This window comes from Mycobacterium colombiense (assembly GCF_003284935.1).
In the GTDB taxonomy this organism is placed as follows: domain Bacteria; phylum Actinomycetota; class Actinomycetes; order Mycobacteriales; family Mycobacteriaceae; genus Mycobacterium; species Mycobacterium arosiense_A.
Window position 1 is genome coordinate 36,245 of sequence record NZ_QMEV01000003.1, and the last position, 15,847, is coordinate 52,091.

Annotated in this window: 16 protein-coding genes and 1 pseudogene; 14 read left to right on the top strand and 3 right to left on the bottom strand. The window is 68.2% G+C overall.

The features are described 5' to 3' along the window. Positions 1-62 precede the first annotated feature (62 nt). The 5 genes from DQP57_RS02155 to DQP57_RS02175 all read left to right on the top strand — a co-directional run bounded on the left by DQP57_RS02155 (position 63) and on the right by DQP57_RS02175 (position 5,169). Positions 63-1,580 (top strand): carboxylesterase/lipase family protein, encoded by a 1,518-nt coding sequence (locus DQP57_RS02155; RefSeq protein WP_112631290.1) that lies wholly within the window; start codon positions 63-65, stop codon positions 1,578-1,580. Between the two features lie 18 nt (positions 1,581-1,598). After that, positions 1,599-3,608, top strand: coding sequence for a phosphotransferase (locus DQP57_RS02160; protein ID WP_112631292.1), 2,010 nt, complete (start codon positions 1,599-1,601; stop codon positions 3,606-3,608). Continuing rightward, positions 3,609-4,103 (top strand): gluconokinase, encoded by a 495-nt coding sequence (locus DQP57_RS02165; RefSeq protein WP_112631294.1) that lies wholly within the window; start codon positions 3,609-3,611, stop codon positions 4,101-4,103. A gap of 67 nt (positions 4,104-4,170) precedes the next feature. Next, positions 4,171-4,560 carry a TA system antitoxin ParD family protein gene (locus tag DQP57_RS02170; RefSeq protein WP_112631296.1) on the top strand — a complete coding sequence of 130 codons (390 nt, stop codon included), beginning with the start codon at positions 4,171-4,173 and terminating at the stop codon, positions 4,558-4,560. 30 nt (positions 4,561-4,590) lie between these two features. Further along, positions 4,591-5,169 (top strand): AAA family ATPase, encoded by a 579-nt coding sequence (locus tag DQP57_RS02175; RefSeq protein WP_112631298.1) that lies wholly within the window; start codon positions 4,591-4,593, stop codon positions 5,167-5,169. 33 nt (positions 5,170-5,202) lie between these two features. On the opposite strand, the gene DQP57_RS02180 is transcribed toward DQP57_RS02175, so the two are convergent. Next, positions 5,203-6,270, bottom strand: a complete 1,068-nt coding sequence (locus tag DQP57_RS02180) for a DoxX family protein (RefSeq protein WP_112631300.1) — start codon at positions 6,268-6,270, stop codon at positions 5,203-5,205. A 95-nt stretch (positions 6,271-6,365) separates the two neighbouring features. Between DQP57_RS02180 and pncA the strand changes: the two genes are divergently transcribed. Next, positions 6,366-6,926, top strand: a complete 561-nt coding sequence (pncA, locus tag DQP57_RS02185) for a pyrazinamidase PncA (protein ID WP_112631539.1) — start codon at positions 6,366-6,368, stop codon at positions 6,924-6,926. Continuing rightward, positions 6,926-7,726, top strand: a complete 801-nt coding sequence (locus tag DQP57_RS02190) for a ketosteroid isomerase family protein (protein ID WP_112631302.1) — start codon at positions 6,926-6,928, stop codon at positions 7,724-7,726. Before pncA ends, DQP57_RS02190 begins: the two co-directional genes overlap by 1 nt. Before the next feature lie 18 nt (positions 7,727-7,744). Here the strand turns inward: DQP57_RS02190 and DQP57_RS02195 are convergent, their stop codons facing one another. Further along, positions 7,745-8,095 (bottom strand): DoxX family protein, encoded by a 351-nt coding sequence (locus DQP57_RS02195; RefSeq protein WP_112631304.1) that lies wholly within the window; start codon positions 8,093-8,095, stop codon positions 7,745-7,747. Between the two features lie 168 nt (positions 8,096-8,263). Here DQP57_RS02195 and DQP57_RS02200 point away from each other — a divergent pair, with 168 nt between their 5' ends. The 6 genes and pseudogenes from DQP57_RS02200 (at position 8,264) to DQP57_RS02225 (ending at position 14,429) form a co-directional block, all read left to right on the top strand. Then, positions 8,264-9,259, top strand: coding sequence for a sigma-70 family RNA polymerase sigma factor (locus DQP57_RS02200; protein WP_112631306.1), 996 nt, complete (start codon positions 8,264-8,266; stop codon positions 9,257-9,259). After that, complete coding sequence (locus DQP57_RS02205) at positions 9,249-10,574, top strand: ABC transporter substrate-binding protein (protein ID WP_112631308.1); 1,326 nt, start codon at positions 9,249-9,251, stop codon at positions 10,572-10,574. Before DQP57_RS02200 ends, DQP57_RS02205 begins: the two co-directional genes overlap by 11 nt. Positions 10,575-10,634: 60 nt before the next feature. Then, a pseudogene (locus tag DQP57_RS02210) lies at positions 10,635-11,539 on the top strand (carbohydrate ABC transporter permease); the annotation flags it as partial. Positions 11,540-11,573: 34 nt separating this feature from the next. Continuing rightward, the gene (locus tag DQP57_RS02215; RefSeq protein WP_430917760.1) at positions 11,574-12,368 is read left to right on the top strand and encodes a carbohydrate ABC transporter permease; all 795 of its coding nucleotides are present in this window, start codon (positions 11,574-11,576) and stop codon (positions 12,366-12,368) included. Between the two features lie 2 nt (positions 12,369-12,370). Then, positions 12,371-13,441, top strand: a complete 1,071-nt coding sequence (locus DQP57_RS02220) for an ABC transporter ATP-binding protein (RefSeq protein ID WP_112631310.1) — start codon at positions 12,371-12,373, stop codon at positions 13,439-13,441. A gap of 22 nt (positions 13,442-13,463) precedes the next feature. Next, complete coding sequence (locus tag DQP57_RS02225) at positions 13,464-14,429, top strand: patatin-like phospholipase family protein (protein ID WP_112631312.1); 966 nt, start codon at positions 13,464-13,466, stop codon at positions 14,427-14,429. Positions 14,430-14,451: 22 nt separating this feature from the next. Here DQP57_RS02225 and DQP57_RS02230 read toward each other — a convergent pair whose 3' ends face one another. Continuing rightward, the gene (locus DQP57_RS02230) at positions 14,452-14,739 is read right to left on the bottom strand and encodes a DUF3349 domain-containing protein (protein ID WP_112631314.1); all 288 of its coding nucleotides are present in this window, start codon (positions 14,737-14,739) and stop codon (positions 14,452-14,454) included. A gap of 220 nt (positions 14,740-14,959) precedes the next feature. On the opposite strand from DQP57_RS02230, the gene DQP57_RS02235 reads away from it, so the two are divergent. Then, positions 14,960-15,793 carry a DUF3097 domain-containing protein gene (locus DQP57_RS02235; protein ID WP_112631542.1) on the top strand — a complete coding sequence of 278 codons (834 nt, stop codon included), beginning with the start codon at positions 14,960-14,962 and terminating at the stop codon, positions 15,791-15,793. Positions 15,794-15,847 lie beyond the last annotated feature (54 nt).

Sequence of the window (15,847 nt, forward strand, 5' to 3'; positions counted from 1 at the left end):
CGCGCCGGGGAATTAAGGCGCTGCGCGCGCGTTACGGCCGTCATGTCGGTTACCGTCGGGTTATGCATGACCGCACCGTCCGCGCACGCACGGCCATCGGCACCGTCGAAGGCTTTACCCGCGACGGGGTCAATCGGTGGCGGTCGATCCCGTATGCCCGTCCACCGGTGGGCAGCCTGCGCTTCCGGGCGCCGCAGCCGGCCCAGCCGTGGTCGGGTGTTCGGCACTGCCATGGGTTCGGCAACTGCGCGCCCCAGCAGCGCCGTTACACCCTGCTCGGCATGTCGGGTCTCGGAGGCCGCTATCAGCCGATGAGCGAGGACTGCCTGACCCTCAACGTGGTGGCGCCCGAGGGTGAGGCCGAGGGGCCGCTGCCCGTCATGGTGTTCATCCACGGCGGCGGCTACTTCCTGGGCAGCTCGGCGACACCGCTGTACGACGGTGCGGCGCTGGCGCGCCGCGGGTGTGTGTACGTGTCGGTGAACTACCGGCTGGGCGCGCTGGGGTGCGTGGACTTTTCGTCGTTGTCGACGCCGGAGATCACGATCGACAGCAACCTGTATCTGCGCGATCTGGTGCTGGCGCTGCAGTGGGTTCGTGACAACATCGCCGGGTTCGGCGGTGATCCGGACAATGTCACCATCTTCGGCGAGAGCGCGGGCGCCTGCATCACGGCCTCGCTGCTGGCGGTGCCCGCCGCCGAAGGCCTGTTCGCCCGCGCGATCTCGGAAAGTCCGGCGTCGGGTCTGGTGCGGTCGAGAGAGGTTGCCGCGGAATTCGCGATCCGCTTCGCCAACCTGCTGGGGGTGCGCAAGCGGGACGCCGCCAACGCGCTGATGCAGGCGTCCGCGGCACAACTGGTGGAAACCCAGCACCGGCTGATCGACGAGGGCATGCAGAACAGGTTGGGCGCCTTCCCGATTGGCCCAGTCGTCGGTGACGACGTCCTGCCCTTGGACCCGGTCGAGGCGATGCGGCGCGGTGCGGCCCACCGGGTACCGCTGATCGTGGGCACCAATGCCGAAGAGGGCCGGCTGTTCACCCGATTCCTGGCGATGTTGCCGACAAACGAGGCGATGGTCGAAGAACTGCTCGCCGAGGCCGAACCCGCTATCCGCGAACGCATTACCGCGGCATATCCGAATTATCCCGATCGGGCGGCCTGCATCCAGCTCGGTGGTGACTTCGCCTTCGCCTCGGCGGCCTGGCAGATCGCGGAGGCGCACGGCGCGCACGCCCCGACCTACCTCTACCGGTACGACTACGCGCCGCGCACGCTGCGCTGGTCGGGTTTCGGCGCCACCCACGCCACCGAGTTGCTCGCCGTTTTCGACGTCTACCGCACCAGATTCGGCGCATTGTTGACCGCGGCGGCGGACCGCCGGGCCGCATTGCGGGTCAGCAATCAAGTGCAACGGCGTTGGCGCGCCTTCAGCCGGACCGGCGTACCGGGGGAGGACTGGCCCCTTTACACCGCTGAGGATCGTGCCGTCATGGTCTTCGACCGCAGGTCGCGCGTCGAGTTCGATCCACACCCGCATCGCCGAATGGCATGGGACGGCTTCTCACTGGCGCGTTGAGCTGGCACGCTAACCCTCATGCACGCCGAGACCGAGCAAGTCATCGAACGACCCAGTGACCTCACCGCCGCCTGGCTGGCCGCGGTCATCGGCACCGGACCCATCGCCGACTTCTCGGTAGAGCGCATCGGCACCGGCCAGATGAGCGAGTGCTACCGGGTCAGGCTGAGCTATGCCGAGGCCGACGGCGGGCCCGAGTCGGTGGTGCTGAAGGTCGCGGCCACCGATGCGGTGAGCCGCCAGACCGGGCTGGCACTGGGGCTCTACGAGCGGGAGGTGGGCTTCTACGGCGACATCGCGCCGCGTCTGGGCGGGCCCATCGCGCCCTGCTACCACGCGGCGGTCGACAGCTCGACGGGTGTGTTCGATCTGCTGCTGGGCGATGCCGGACCGGCCGTCGTTGGTGACGAAATCGCCGGTGCCACAATCGAACAGGCCCGCCTAGGCGCCGTCGAGCTGGGCCGATTGCACGGGCCGCTGCTCGGCGACGCCTCCCTGGCCGAGGCGCCGTGGCTCAACCGTGACGCGCCGCTGAACCAGGCAATGATCACCCCGCTGTACGCGGGTTTCGTCGATCGCTACGGCGACCAGATCGCACCCGAGCATCGCGTGGTGTGCGAACGGCTGGTGGCCGCGTTCGATGGCTACCTGGCCCAGGAGGCGGAGGCGTACGAACGGGGCCGCGTCCAGGGCCTGGTGCATGGCGACTATCGCCTGGACAACATGCTGTTCGGTATCGAGGGTGCCGATCGCGCGCTGACGGTGGTCGATTGGCAGACCGTGTCGTGGGGTCCGGCGCTGACCGACCTGGCCTACTTCCTCGGTTGCGCGTTGTCCACCGAGGATCGCCGGCAGCACTACGACGCGCTGCTGCGCGCCTATCACGAGGCGCTGGGACCGGCGGCGCCACTCAGTCTCGCCGACGTCGCCGACGGCGTGCGCCGGCAGAGCTTTTTCGGGGTGATGATGGCGATCGTCTCGTCCATGCTGGTCGAGCGCACCGACCGCGGCGATCAGATGTTCATGACGATGCTGCGGCGGCACTGCGACCACGTCCTGGATACCGACGCGCTGTCGACGCTGCCCGTCGCGGCGGCACCCGAACCGTTGCGGCCGGACGTCGAGGACGAACTGGCCCACGAGCCCACCGCCGAACCGCTGTGGAGTGAGAGCTGGTACGCCGACTTCGCCGACCCCGCACAGGGATTGGGTGGCTGGTTCCGGTTGGGGCGGGTGGCCAACGAGCAGACCGCGTGGGTGCACGTGTTGTTGTGCGGACCCGACCTGCCGACCGTCGCCGTGGATGCGCAAGTGCCGCTGCCCTCGGATCCGTGGTCTGTGCGGGCCGAGGACTTCGAGCTCGAACATGCCGTCGACGCGCCCCTGCAGGGCTATCGCGTCGACGTGCGGGCGCGGGCCCACGCCTACCCCGATCCGTCCGCGTTGCTGCGCGGGGAGCCCGGCGCCCCCGTCGAGATGAGCCTGAACCTGGTGTGGGCCACCGACGGCGCCCCGTACAAATACGCGGTGACCACGCGGTATGAAATCCCGTGCACCGTCTCGGGCGCCGTCACCGTCGGCGATACCAGCTACCGCCTGAATTCCGTTGCGGGCCAACGTGATCACTCGTGGGGGGTGCGCGACTGGTGGGGCATGGATTGGATCTGGAGCGCGCTGCATCTAGACGACGGCACGCACCTGCACGGCGTGAACGTCCGGATCCCCGGGGCGCCCGCGTTCAGCATCGGCTATGCGCAGGACGCCGACGGCAAGGCCGCCGAGCTGCAGACCGTGGACTCGCGAGAGTCCTTCGCCGCCAACGGGTTACCGCTCGACGCAACGCTGAAGCTGGAGCCGGCGCAGATCACCGCGAACGCTGACGTGCGCGGCCAGGCACCGGTGCGGCTCGTCGCGCGGGACGGGCGGGTCAGCCAGTTCCCCCGCGTATGGGCCACGGTCAGCACGGCCGACGGGCGCAGCGGCGTCGGTTGGCTGGAATGGAACCGCAACCTCGGCGAACAGACTTAGGTGAGCGGATCGGCCCCCGTTGTCGTGATGGGCGTCTCCGGCTCGGGCAAGTCGACGGTGGGGGCGGCGCTCGCCCGGCGCCTGCGCGTCCCGTTCGTCGACGCCGACACCCTGCACCCGGCCGCCAACATCGCCAAGATGGCGGCCGGCGAACCGCTCGACGATGACGACCGCCATCCCTGGTTGGAGACGGTCGGCGAATGGTTGGCCGCCCATCGCGCGGGCGCGGTGGTGAGTTGCTCGGCGCTGAAAAGGACATACCGCGACCAGCTCCGCGCGCACTGTCCGGGGGTGCAGTTCCTGCACCTGTCGGGTTCGCCGGAGCTGATCGGCGCCCGGCTGGCGGCCCGCACCGACCACTTCATGCCTCCCGCACTGCTGCGCTCGCAACTGGACACCCTCGAGCCCCTCGGTCCCGACGAGGCCGGCATGACCGTCGACGTCGGCCCCGACGTCGACGCGATCGTGGACACCGTCGTGCGGGCGCGCGAATAGCCGCGGCGGCGGCCGCGGTGTAGCATTGTGCTACAGCTTGTAACGTAATGCTGCAGAGGAGGCAGTCATGGCCGAGGCCGTCGATCGCGTCACCCGCGTCGCTTCCGACCTGATGGACAGCGCGGCGGCCGAGGGCGCCCGGCAGAGCCGCTCGGCCAAGCAGCAACTCGACCACTGGGCACGGGTGGGGCGGGCCGTATCCAGCCAGCACACCGCCTCGCGGCGGCGGGTGGAAGCCGCGCTCACCGGCCAGCTGGCGACCGGCGAACTCACCGTCGAGGAGGGCGTGGTGTTCAACGCCGAGATCTCCGCGGCCATCGAGGAAAGCCTGGCGCGCACCAACTATGGGGCCACGCTCGCCGGGCAAGGGGTCACCACCGTCGCCCTCAACGACGACGGCGAGATCGTCGAGCACCGCCCCGACGGCGCCGCCGTCGTGCTCGGGGGCACCCGCTGACCCGGCGGTGGTCAGCGGTTCGGCGGTGCCATGGATCGACTTGACCTGGTGGTCGGGCCGAACGGCGCCGGTAAGTCGACGTTCATCGCGCTGACCCTGGCGCCGCTGCTGCCCGGCAGCCTGGTGGTCAATGCCGACGAAATCGCACGGCAGCGCTGGCCGCAGGATCCGGCGTCGCACTCCTACGACGCCGCGCGCATCGCCGCCGACACCCGCGGAAAGCTGATCGAGCTGGGCCGGTCCTTCATCGCCGAGACCGTCTTCTCCCACCCCTCCAAGCTCGACCTAGTTCAGGCGGCCCGCGGCGCGGGCTTCACCGTCGTGCTGCACGTGCTACTCATCCCGGAAGAGCTTGCGGTCGAACGCGTTCGACGCCGGGTCCGAGCCGGCGGCCATGACGTGCCGGAAGCCAAGATCCGTCAGCGCCATCGCCGGCTGTGGGCCCCGGTGGCCGAGGCGATCGCCTTGTCCGATCTCGCGACGGTCTACGACAACAGCCGCCTGCGCGGCCCGCGCATCGTCGCGCGACTCAGCGGTGGCCTGACGGTCGGAGCACCCGACTGGCCCGCGTGGACGCCGGACGTCCTGCGGGCTCGCTGGCCCGAATAGGTCGCGGCGTTACGCGGCCAGCGGCTTGCCTGACTACCACGGGAGCTTGCGGCGCCCGGTCTCGACCTGACCCCCCACGCGCTCGCGGGCGGTGTCGGCCAGGTCGCTGCCGCGCTGACGCGCGGTTTCGGCGAATTCCTCCCCGCGCGCCCGCGCCGTGCTGGCCAGTTTCTCGCTGCGCTTGCGCGCCTTCTTGGCCAGCTTCTCGCTGCGCTTGCGGGCCTTCTTGGCCAGGGGCGCGGCCCGGTCGGCGGCCTCGTCGGCGAGTTCTTCGCTGCGCTTGCGCGCCTTCTCCGCCAGATACGCCGCGCGGTCGGCGGCCTCGTCGGCCCATTCCTCGCCGCGCTTGCGTGCCTTCTTGGCCAGCGGCCGACTGCGCTCGGCCGCGGTGCTGGCCAGTTCCCGGCCGCGTTCGAGTGCGGCCTCGGCGTAGGGCGCGCCGCGCTCGGCCGCCGTGCTGGCCAATTCGCGGCCCCGCTCGAGCGCCGCTTCCGCATAGGGGGCACCGCGTTCGGCCGCCGTGCTGGCCAGTTCGCGGCCCCGTTCCGCGCCGATCTGCAAGCCGTGCGCGATGCGCTCACCCAACTCGGAAAAATCGGCATCGAAGGCCGAATCGTCCGACCCGGGCCACGCCGACGACACCCGCTCGGAGAGCCGTTCCGCCGCTCGGCGACCACGCCACCCGAGCGAGGGCTTGCCGGCGGTGTCGGCGGAGGCGATCAACAAGCCGCCCAGCAGGCTGAGGTCGGTGAGAAATTGCTGGCGTTTCTGGGCCTTGGCTACCGGGTCGCTCTCGTTCCAGAACGAGTGCGTCCCAAGGTTGGCCGGCAACACCGTCACCGCGAGGGCGGCCGATGCGATCCGGGGGAGTTTGCCGGTGGCAAGCAGCAGGCCGCCGCCGATTTGCACGGCCGCGGTGATCTGCGCGACCGTCTCGGGGTCGCTGGGGATGCTGCTACTCACCGAATCCGGCAAGGCCTGCAGGCCGTCCACGGCCGGCGCCGCGGCCTCCGCCGCGGATTTGGGGTTCAGCAGTGAATTGACTCCTTGCCCGATGAATGCCACTGATAACAGGGGTCGCGCGATTCTCCTGAGCACCATGGCCGGTGTATTACCCGGCAGCTTGTCGAGCAAACCGCCACCCCGATAACCCCAGCTAGAGTCGCGTAGTGGCGCACACCGATAGGGTGGAGCGCGTGCGAGCGTTGATCATCGTCGACGTGCAAAACGACTTTTGCGAGGGCGGCTCGGTGCCCACCGCCCACGGCGCCGCCGTGGCACCCGCGATCAACGCCCATCTGTCCGGTGACCCGGGCTACCGGTACGTCGTGGCGACACAGGACTTTCACGTCGACCCGGGTGATCATTTCTCCGACCACCCGGATTATTCGTCCTCCTGGCCGGTGCACTGCGTCGCCGGAAGCGCCGGCGCGAATCTTCGCTCGGACCTGGACATCCGGCACCTGGACGCGGTCTTTCGCAAGGGTGCGTACGCCGCGGCGTACAGCGGTTTCGAAGGCGTCGACGACGACGGGACGACGCTGCTGCAGTGGCTGCGCCGGCGCGGGGTCGACGAGGTCGACGTGGTCGGCATCGCCACCGACTTCTGCGTCCGGCGGACCGCCGAGGACGCCGCGGCGGCCGGGCTGACCACCAGGGTGCTCGTCGATCTGACCGCGGCCGCGGACGTGGATTCGGCGGCCGAAGCGCTGGCGGAAATGCGGTCCGCCGGCATCGAGTTGGTTGGGGGGCCGTAATGGTGGCGCCACTGGATCGACAGCATCTGCTGGCCGCCGTGGAGCGCTCGCCGCAGGCGGCGGCCGCGCACGACCGTGCCGGGTGGGTGGGACTGTTTACCGGCGACGGATGTGTCGAGGACCCGGTCGGCTCCCGGCCGCACGTGGGGCACGAGCAAATCGGCCGCTTCTATGACACCTTCATCGGCCCGCGTGACATCAAGTTCCACCGCGATCTCGACGTCGTGGTCGGCACGACGGTTCTGCGTGATCTCGAGCTCGAGGTGGCGATGGGCTCGGCCGTGACGATGTTCATCCCGGCGTTTCTGCGATATGACCTCCGAGAAGCCAACGGCGAGTGGCAGATTGGCCATCTGCGGGCATATTGGGAGCTTCCGGCCATGATGGCGCAGTTCCTGCGCACCGGCCCGGGGGCCCTCCGGCCCGCGCTGAACCTGTCCGCCGCGCTGGTGAGCAACCAAGGATGGGGCGGGGCGGCCGGCTTCGTGACCGGATTCCGGCGGGTGGGGGCGCGCCACCAGCGGCTGGTGACGACGTTCCTGGAGGCCGTCGGGCGCAACGACGAGTCCTCCGCCGCGCGGGCGCTGTCCTCAGATGCCGCAATAACTTTGGGTGATCGCGACCCCCTCGACCTGGCCGAGCTGGCCGTGCAGCTGGAGGGCGCCGGCATCACCAAGACGAGCAGCGCCGGCCGCACCGTGGCGGTCTCACTCCACTCGGGGCACGGGCGCGCCATTGTGTTCGCCGATGTGGCGTGGCCCGGCGCCGCGATCAACCGGATCAGATTCTTTCCCGCCTGATCCCGTCACGCCCGTGTCTCACCGGAGCACCATCAGCACCAGCGATGCCCCGGAAAGGAACAGGTATGCGCCCGGAAACGCGATGTTGTACACAACGCGTGCCCTCACATGCGTCGCCACCGCACCGAGGAAAAACAGCACCAGGCCCGCGGCGGCCGCGATGCCCAATTCGCGCAAGCCCAGCAGTCCGACCACGATCCCGGCGGCCCCGGCCAGCTTCAGCGCGCCCAGCGCCGGCAACCACGACCGCGGCACCCCGACCTGGGCAGAGTTCGCCAGGACGAATCGCGCCGGCACGAAGTCGGCGACCGCGATCGCGGCGGTAATGACGGCGGTGGTCAGCGTGGTGGCGACGAGTGCGGTGTTCATCCGGATCAATCCCTTGTCGCGCAGTGATTTCCGCCGCGGCGGGTCGAATGCGAGCAGTGTGCATCGTGGCGCACAATCGGTAGGGTCATGGTGTTTGTCTCCTTCGCCGGTGGAACTCCGTTGGACGCGGTCAACTTCTTGACGGCTTCCGCGCGGAAAAGGTGACCCATGAACGCAACACAGGATTTGGCGGATCTGGCGCAGCGTTTCGACGCCGATCGACGACACCTGAGGTCGGTCGCGTTCCAGCTACTGGGTTCGGTGCCCGACGCCGACGACGCGGTGCAGTCGGCGTGGCTGAAGGCCAGCCGCGCGGACTTCAGCGGCGTCGACAACCTCTCCGGCTGGTTCACGACGATCACCGCGCGTGAGGCGTTCGACCAGCTTCGGCTGCGCAAGCGCCGCGCCGAGCAGCCGCTGGCCGAAGCCGACGAATTGGACCGGCTGGTCCGGGTGGCGTCGGCGCCGGCCGACGAGGACGCGCTGCTGGCGGAGTCGGTGAGCAGCGCGCTGCTCGTGGTGCTCGACCGGCTGTCCCCGGCGCAGCGCGTGGCGTTCGTGCTGCACGACGTCTTCGCCATGCCGTTCGAGCGGATCGCCGCGGTCATGAACCGCTCGCCGGACGCCGCGAAGAAGCTGGCCAGCAGGGCCCGCGGGCGACTGCACGCCGACCCGGCCGCCCGGCCTCGCCGCACGGCCGAGCACCTCAAGGTGGTCGAGGCGTTTCTGGCGGCCTCACGCGGCGGTGACATCGCCGGCCTGCTCGAGCTGCTGGCACCAGACGTGGTGCGCACGGTCGATCGGGCGCTGGTCCCGGCCGACGTGCCAACCACAGTGCGCGGCGCCGAGGAGGTCGCCAGGGAGACTCGGCGGTTCGCTGTGCGGGCGCGTGCAGGCGCTGTCATGCTCATCGACGGGACGCCGGGCATCGTGCTCGCGGCCCGCGGGCGCGCTCAGGTCCTGCTGGTGATCGGCATCGGCGCCGACGATCGCATCCACACGATCGACATCACCGGCAATGCCGAGCGAATCCGCCGGGCCGCGCTGACGCTGCCCCGGTGGCGGACCCAGGAAGATCACAAGCTCATCGGGTACCAAGGACGTCAGACACAGTCGGCCGGAAATGCGGCCGCGGGGCAGGACCGGGAGAGCCATGCTCGATAAGCCGTTCGGGCGGCGTGACCTGTTGCGGGGCGCTGGCGCGCTTTCCGCTGCGGCGCTGGCTCCGTGGTCGGCCGGGTGCGCTCCGGAGGACGACGCGCTCACTTTCTTCTTCGCGGCCAACCCGGACGAGCGTGACGCGAGGATGCGCGTCGTCGACGAGTTCGCGCGCCGGCACCCCGATATCAAGGTTCGTCCCGTGCAATCCGGGCCCGGTGTCATGCAACAACTTTCGACGTTCTGTGTTGGCGGAAAATGCCCCGACGTGCTGATGACCTGGGAACTGTCCTACGCCGAACTCGCCGACCGCGGTGTGCTGCTGGACATGAACACGCTGCTGGCGCGCGACAGATCGTTTGCCGACCAGCTCCGGGCGGACAGCATTCCGGCGCTGTACGAAACCTTCACCTTCAACGGGAAGCAGTACGCACTTCCCGAACAGTGGTCGGGCAACTACCTGTTCTACAACAAACGGCTCTTCGCCGAAGCCGGCGTGCCGGCGCCCCCCAAGACGTGGGAGCAGCCGTGGGATTTCACCGAATTCCTGGACACCGCACGCGCGTTGACCAAGCGTGACGCGGCCGGGCGCGCGGCGCAGTACGGCTTCGTCAACACCTGGGGTTCCTACTACTCGGCCGGCCTGTTCGCGATGAACAACGGCGTCGCCTGGTCCAACCCGCGGCTGAACCCCACCCACTTCAACTTCGACAACGCGGCGTTCCAGGAAGCGGTGCAGTTCTACGCCGATCTGGCCAACACGTACCGGGTCGCGCCCAACGCATCCGAGACGCAGTCCATGTCGACGCCCAACCTGTTTGCGGTGGGCCGGGCGGCGATCGCGCTCGGCGGCCACTGGCGCTACCAGACCTATATCCGTGCCGAGGACCTGGATTTCGACGTCGCCCCGTTGCCGGTCGGCCCGGCGCTGGGAAAGGGGCATGCCGCGTGCTCCGATATCGGCGCCACCGGATTGGCCATCTCGGCGAGCAGCCCGCGCAAGGAACAGGCGTGGGAGTTCGTGAAGTTCGCGACCGGCCCCGTCGGCCAGGCGCTGATCGGTGAATCCTGCCTGTTCGTTCCCGTGCTGCGCTCGGCGCTGCGATCAAAAGGATTCGCCAAGGCCCATCGGCGGCTGGGCAATCTCAGTATTCTCACCGAGGGTCCGGCGTTTTCACAGGGTCTGCCCATCACGCCGGCGTGGGAGAAGGTCAATGCCTTGATGGACCGTAACTTTGGTCCCGTCCTGCGCGGCCGCGAAGCGGCGACGTCATTGAGCGGGTTGAACCGTTCCGTCGACGAAGTGCTGCGCAGCCCGTGACCGCGATGGAGGCGACCGGCGCAACCGCAGCGGCGGGCAGGGCGGCGTCGAAGACCCCGCAGAACCCGAGCCCGTGGCGCCGACACGCATGGGCGGGTCGGTTGTTCGTCGCACCCAACATGGTGGCGGTCGCGGTGTTCATGCTCTTCCCGCTCGGTTTCTCGCTGTATATGAGCGTCCAGCGCTGGGACGTGTTCACCCCGCCGAAATTCGTGGGGCTGAAGAACTTCGGCGACTTGTTCACCTCGGATCCGCTCTTCTTGATCGCGATCCGCAACACGGTTATCTTCACCGTCGGAACGGTCGTGCCGACGGTGCTGATCAGCCTGGCCGTCGCCGGGGTGCTGAACCAGAAGGTCAGGGGCATCGGCGTCTTCCGGACGATTGTCTTTCTGCCACTGGCGATCTCATCGGTCGTGATGGCGGTGGTATGGCAGTTCGTGTTCAACACCGACAACGGCTTGCTCAACATCATGCTCGGCTGGGTCGGACTCGGGCCGGTCCCGTGGCTGGTCGAGCCGCGCTGGGCCATGGCCTCGCTGTGCATCGTCAGCGTCTGGCGCAGTGTGCCCTTCGCGGCCGTCGTCCTGCTGGCCGCGATGCAAGGCGTCCCGGGGACGGTCTACGAGGCGGCCAAGATCGACGGGGCCAGCGAGATAAGGCAATTCGTCTCCATCACCGTTCCGTTGATCCGAGGGTCGATCTCGTTTGTCGTCATCATCTCGGTCATCCACGCCTTCCAGGCATTCGACATGGTGTACGTGCTCACCGGCCCCAGCGGCGGGCCGGAGTCGGCGACCTACGTCCTGGGCATCATGCTGTTCCAGCACGCGTTCTCGTTCCTCGAATTCGGATATGCCTCCGCGCTGGCGTGGGTGATGTTCGCGGTCTTGCTGGTGCTGACCGTCGTGCAGTTGCGAGTCAGCCATCGACGATCTTTGGAGAATTCGCGTGGGCTTAAGTGAGGGTGTCATCAAGCGCACCGCGGTGCGCGGTGCCATGGTGTATGGCGCCTTGCTCGCCGTCGCCTGGTGCGCGCTGTTCCCGATCGCATGGGCCGTGTCGGGTTCGCTGAAAACCGAGGGCGAGGTCAGCGAACCCACGCTGTTGCCGGCGCACCCGCGGTGGTCCAACTACACCGAGGTGTTCGCGTTGATGCCGTTCGGGCGAATGTTTTTCAACACCGTGTTGTACGCGGGCTGTGTCACGGCGGGGCATGTGTTCTTTTGCTCGCTGGCCGGATACGCCTTCGCGCGGCTGGATTTCCGTGGCCGCGACGCGCTGTTCGTCGTCTACCTCGGCACATTGATGGTGCCCCTGACGGTCACGGTGATCCCGCAATTCCTGGTGATGCGGACCCTGGGCTGGGTCGACACCCCCTGGGCGATGATCGTGCCGGGTTTCTTCGGCAGCGCATTCGGCACGTACCTGATGCGGCAGTTCTTCCGCACCCTGCCCACCGATCTCGAGGAGGCCGCGATACTCGACGGTTGTTCCCCGTGGCAGGTCTATTGGCGAATCCTGTTGCCGCATGCCAGGCCGGCCGTGATGGTGCTGGCGGTACTCACCTGGGTCAACGTCTGGAACGATTTCTTGTGGCCGTTGCTGATGATTCAGCGCAACAGCCTGGCCACCCTGACCCTGGGCCTGGTCCGGATGAAGGGCGAGTATGTTGCCCGGTGGCCGGTTCTGATGGCAACCTCGATGCTCATCATGCTGCCCCTGGTCATCATCTACGCGATCGCGCAACGCTCGTTCGTCCGCGGGATCGCGGTCACGGGTATGGGCGGCTAGCCGTGGCTTCGGTGACTTTCGAGCGGGCGACCCGCCGCTACCCCGGAGCGGATCGCCCCGCCCTGGACAACCTGGACCTCGACGTCGCCGACGGCGAGTTCGTCGTTTTGGTGGGACCGTCCGGGTGCGGCAAGACGACCTCGCTGCGGATGGTGGCCGGGCTGGAAGCCGTGGACTCCGGGCACATCCGGATCGGCGAGCGCGACGTCACCCACCTCGATCCCAAGGATCGCGACGTCGCGATGGTCTTTCAGAACTACGCGCTCTACCCGCACATGACGGTGGCCCAGAACATGGGATTCGCCATGAAGATCGCCAAGACGCCGAAGGCCCAGATCCGGGAGCGGGTGCTGGACGCGGCGAAATTGCTTGACCTGCAACCCTATCTCGATCGCAAGCCGAAAGACCTGTCCGGCGGACAACGCCAACGAGTCGCGATGGGGCGTGCGATCGTGCGCCGGCCGCACGTGTTCCTGATGGACGAGCCGCTGTCGAACCTCGACGCCAAACTGCGGGTCCAGACGCGCAATCAGATCGCCGCACTGCAACGGCGGCTGGGTACCACCACCGTCTACGTCACCCACGACCAGGTCGAGGCGATGACGATGGGCGACCGCGTCGCCGTCCTGCGCGACGGCGTGCTGCAACAGTTCGCACCGCCCCGCGAGCTCTACCGAAACCCGGACAATGTCTTCGTGGCGGGCTTCATCGGATCCCCGGCGATGAACCTGTTCACCCTTCCCGTCGTGGATTCCGCTGTGTCGCTGGGTGATTGGCCCATCGCCTTGCCCCGTGAAGTTGCCGGCGCCGCGGGTGAGGTCGTGGTGGGGGTACGCCCCGAACATTTCGAGCTGGGTGGCCTCGGTGTCGAGATGGAGGTGGACGTGGTGGAGGAGCTGGGGGCGGACGCCTACCTGTATGGGCGAATCACCGTCTCCGCCAAGGTGATCGATGCGCCCATCGTCGCGCGGGCCGACGGGCGAAACCCCCCGCAGAAGGGCAGCCGGGTGCGCCTGCACCCGGTGCCCGGACACCTGCACTTCTTCGGCGTGGAGGGCAGCCGAATTTGTTGATCGATCCGGACAGGGGGTTGCGGTGAGCACGGACCGTGCCGACTTGGTGTGCGAGGGCGGTGGCGTCCGTGGGATCGGCCTGGTCGGGGCGGTGAATGCGCTCGCCCAGGCCGGCTACCGATTTCCGCGTGTCGCGGGAAGCAGCGCGGGTGCGATCGTCGCCTCGCTGGTCGCCGCCCTGCAGGTGGCCGGTGAGCCGTTGAGCCGGCTCGCCGACATCATGCGCGCGATCGACTATCGAAAGTTCCTTGACCGCAACTGGATCGGGCGGATACCGCTGATCGGCGGGGCATTGTCGTTGCTGACGTCAGACGGTGTCTATCGCGGGGCGTATCTCGAGCAGTTGCTCGCGGGGCTGCTCCGCGATCTGGGCGTGAAGACCTTCGGCGATCTGCGCACGGGCGAAGAGCCCACACAGTTCGCGTGGTCGCTCGTCGTGACGGCCAGCGACCTGTCGCGGCGCCGGCTGGTCCGGATTCCCTGGGATCTCGGTTCCTATGGCATCGACCCCGACGACTTCCCGGTCGCACGCGCGGTGCACGCGTCGTCGGCCATTCCGTATGTGTTCGAGCCCGTTCGGGTCGGCGGCGCGACGTGGGTGGACGGCGGGTTGTTGTCGGACTTTCCGGTCGAGCTGTTCGACCGGCCCGATGCGCAACCGCGTTGGCCCACCTTCGGGATTCGATTGTCCGCGCGTCCCGGCATCCCGCCCACCCATCCGGTCCATGGGCCGGTGTCGTTGGGGCTTGCGGCGATAGAGACCCTGGTGAGCAATCAGGACAACGCCTACATCGATGACCCGTGCACCGTCCGGCGCACCATCTTCGTGCCGGCCGACGAGGTCAGCCCGATCGACTTCAACATCACCGCCGCGCAACGCGAAGCCCTCTACGAGCGAGGATTGCAAGCGGGTCAACAGTTTTTGCAGACCTGGAACTACGCCGATTATCTGAAGGCCTGTGGCGCCCCGGTGCGCAAATCACCGTGACGGCAAAATCGTTCGGCGCCGCTTAACCGCGCGAGCAGCGCAGCGCATGAACGCGACGCTGCACACGCGAGACGTCGTCGGGGGAGGGCAGCTGGTTGGTGATCCGGGTGACCTCGACGCCGATATCGATGGAACTGATCGGCCAGAGCCGACGCGCGATGAGATCCCTTGCGATGGCGGTGATGTCGTCGTCACAGAGCCGTCGGCGCGTCAACGCCACCAGCGGCACGTACCCGGTGACGGGCATGCCGGACGGGTAGCCGGCGCGCACGAAAGCCACAATGCTTGTCACCCAGTGCGACAGGTCCATACGTCCACCTCGCTAACCGCCGCAAGTTGCGCATACGCGGCAGTGCTTGCCATGGCTAGCAACGTACCATCAGCGATGCCATCAGCTGAGTAACGCCACACAGTTAAACGCATTTTTTACGGACGGCACCGCGGCATCCGGGCAGTGATTTCGCTGACGATTCGCCGGCCATGGCGCGCCGTAACGGCGTTTGGCCGCAAGGCTTTCTAGGATGGCCGGCGTGGTGGATCGCTATGGAACCGATGTGCTGGCCGGGGGTCGACGCAAGCCCCGCTCGACGGAGCATCCTGCCGAACCGGGCCTGGTGGTCGAGGACGCCCAAACCGGATACGTCGGCGCGGTGGTGCGCGTCGAATACGGTCGGGTGGATCTGGAAGACCGGCGCGGTCATGTGCGCGGATTTCCTTTGGGCCCAGGCTATTTGCTAGAGGGGCGTCCCGTCATCCTCACCGCGCCGCGCCGGCCCGCGCCGACCGCCGCGAACAGGACAGCATCCGGTTCGGTCGCGGTATCGGGTGTTCGCGCCCGCGTCGCCCGGGCCAGCCGAATTTACGTCGAGGGCCGCCACGACGCCGAGCTCATCGCCCAGGTGTGGGGTGAGGACCTGCGGATCGAAGGTGTCGTCGTCGAGCAACTCGGCGGCGTCGACGATCTGGTGGACATTGTCGCCGAGTTCGCGCCCGGCCCCGGGCGTCGGCTCGGTGTGCTCGTCGACCACCTCGTCGCGCGTTCCAAGGAGGCGCGGATCGCCGAGGCGGTGCGGCGCGGCCCGGGCGGCACCGACACACTGGTCGTCGGCCATCCCTACGTCGACATCTGGCAGGCCGTCAAGCCGCAGCGGCTGGGCCTGCGCGCCTGGCCGCAGGTGCCGCGGCAGGTGGAGTGGAAGCACGGCGTATGCCAGGCCCTGGGCCTGCCGCACGGCGATCAGGCCGACATCGCCAGGGCCTGGCGCCACATCCGCTCACGCGTGCGCGACTGGAACGATCTGGAACCGGCGCTGATCAGTCGGGTCGAGGAACTCATCGACTTCGTGACCGCGCCGGCCTCCTGACCCGGCGGACCAGGGCGAATAGCCCTCGCTTGGTTAGGCTACGCTAAGCCGAAG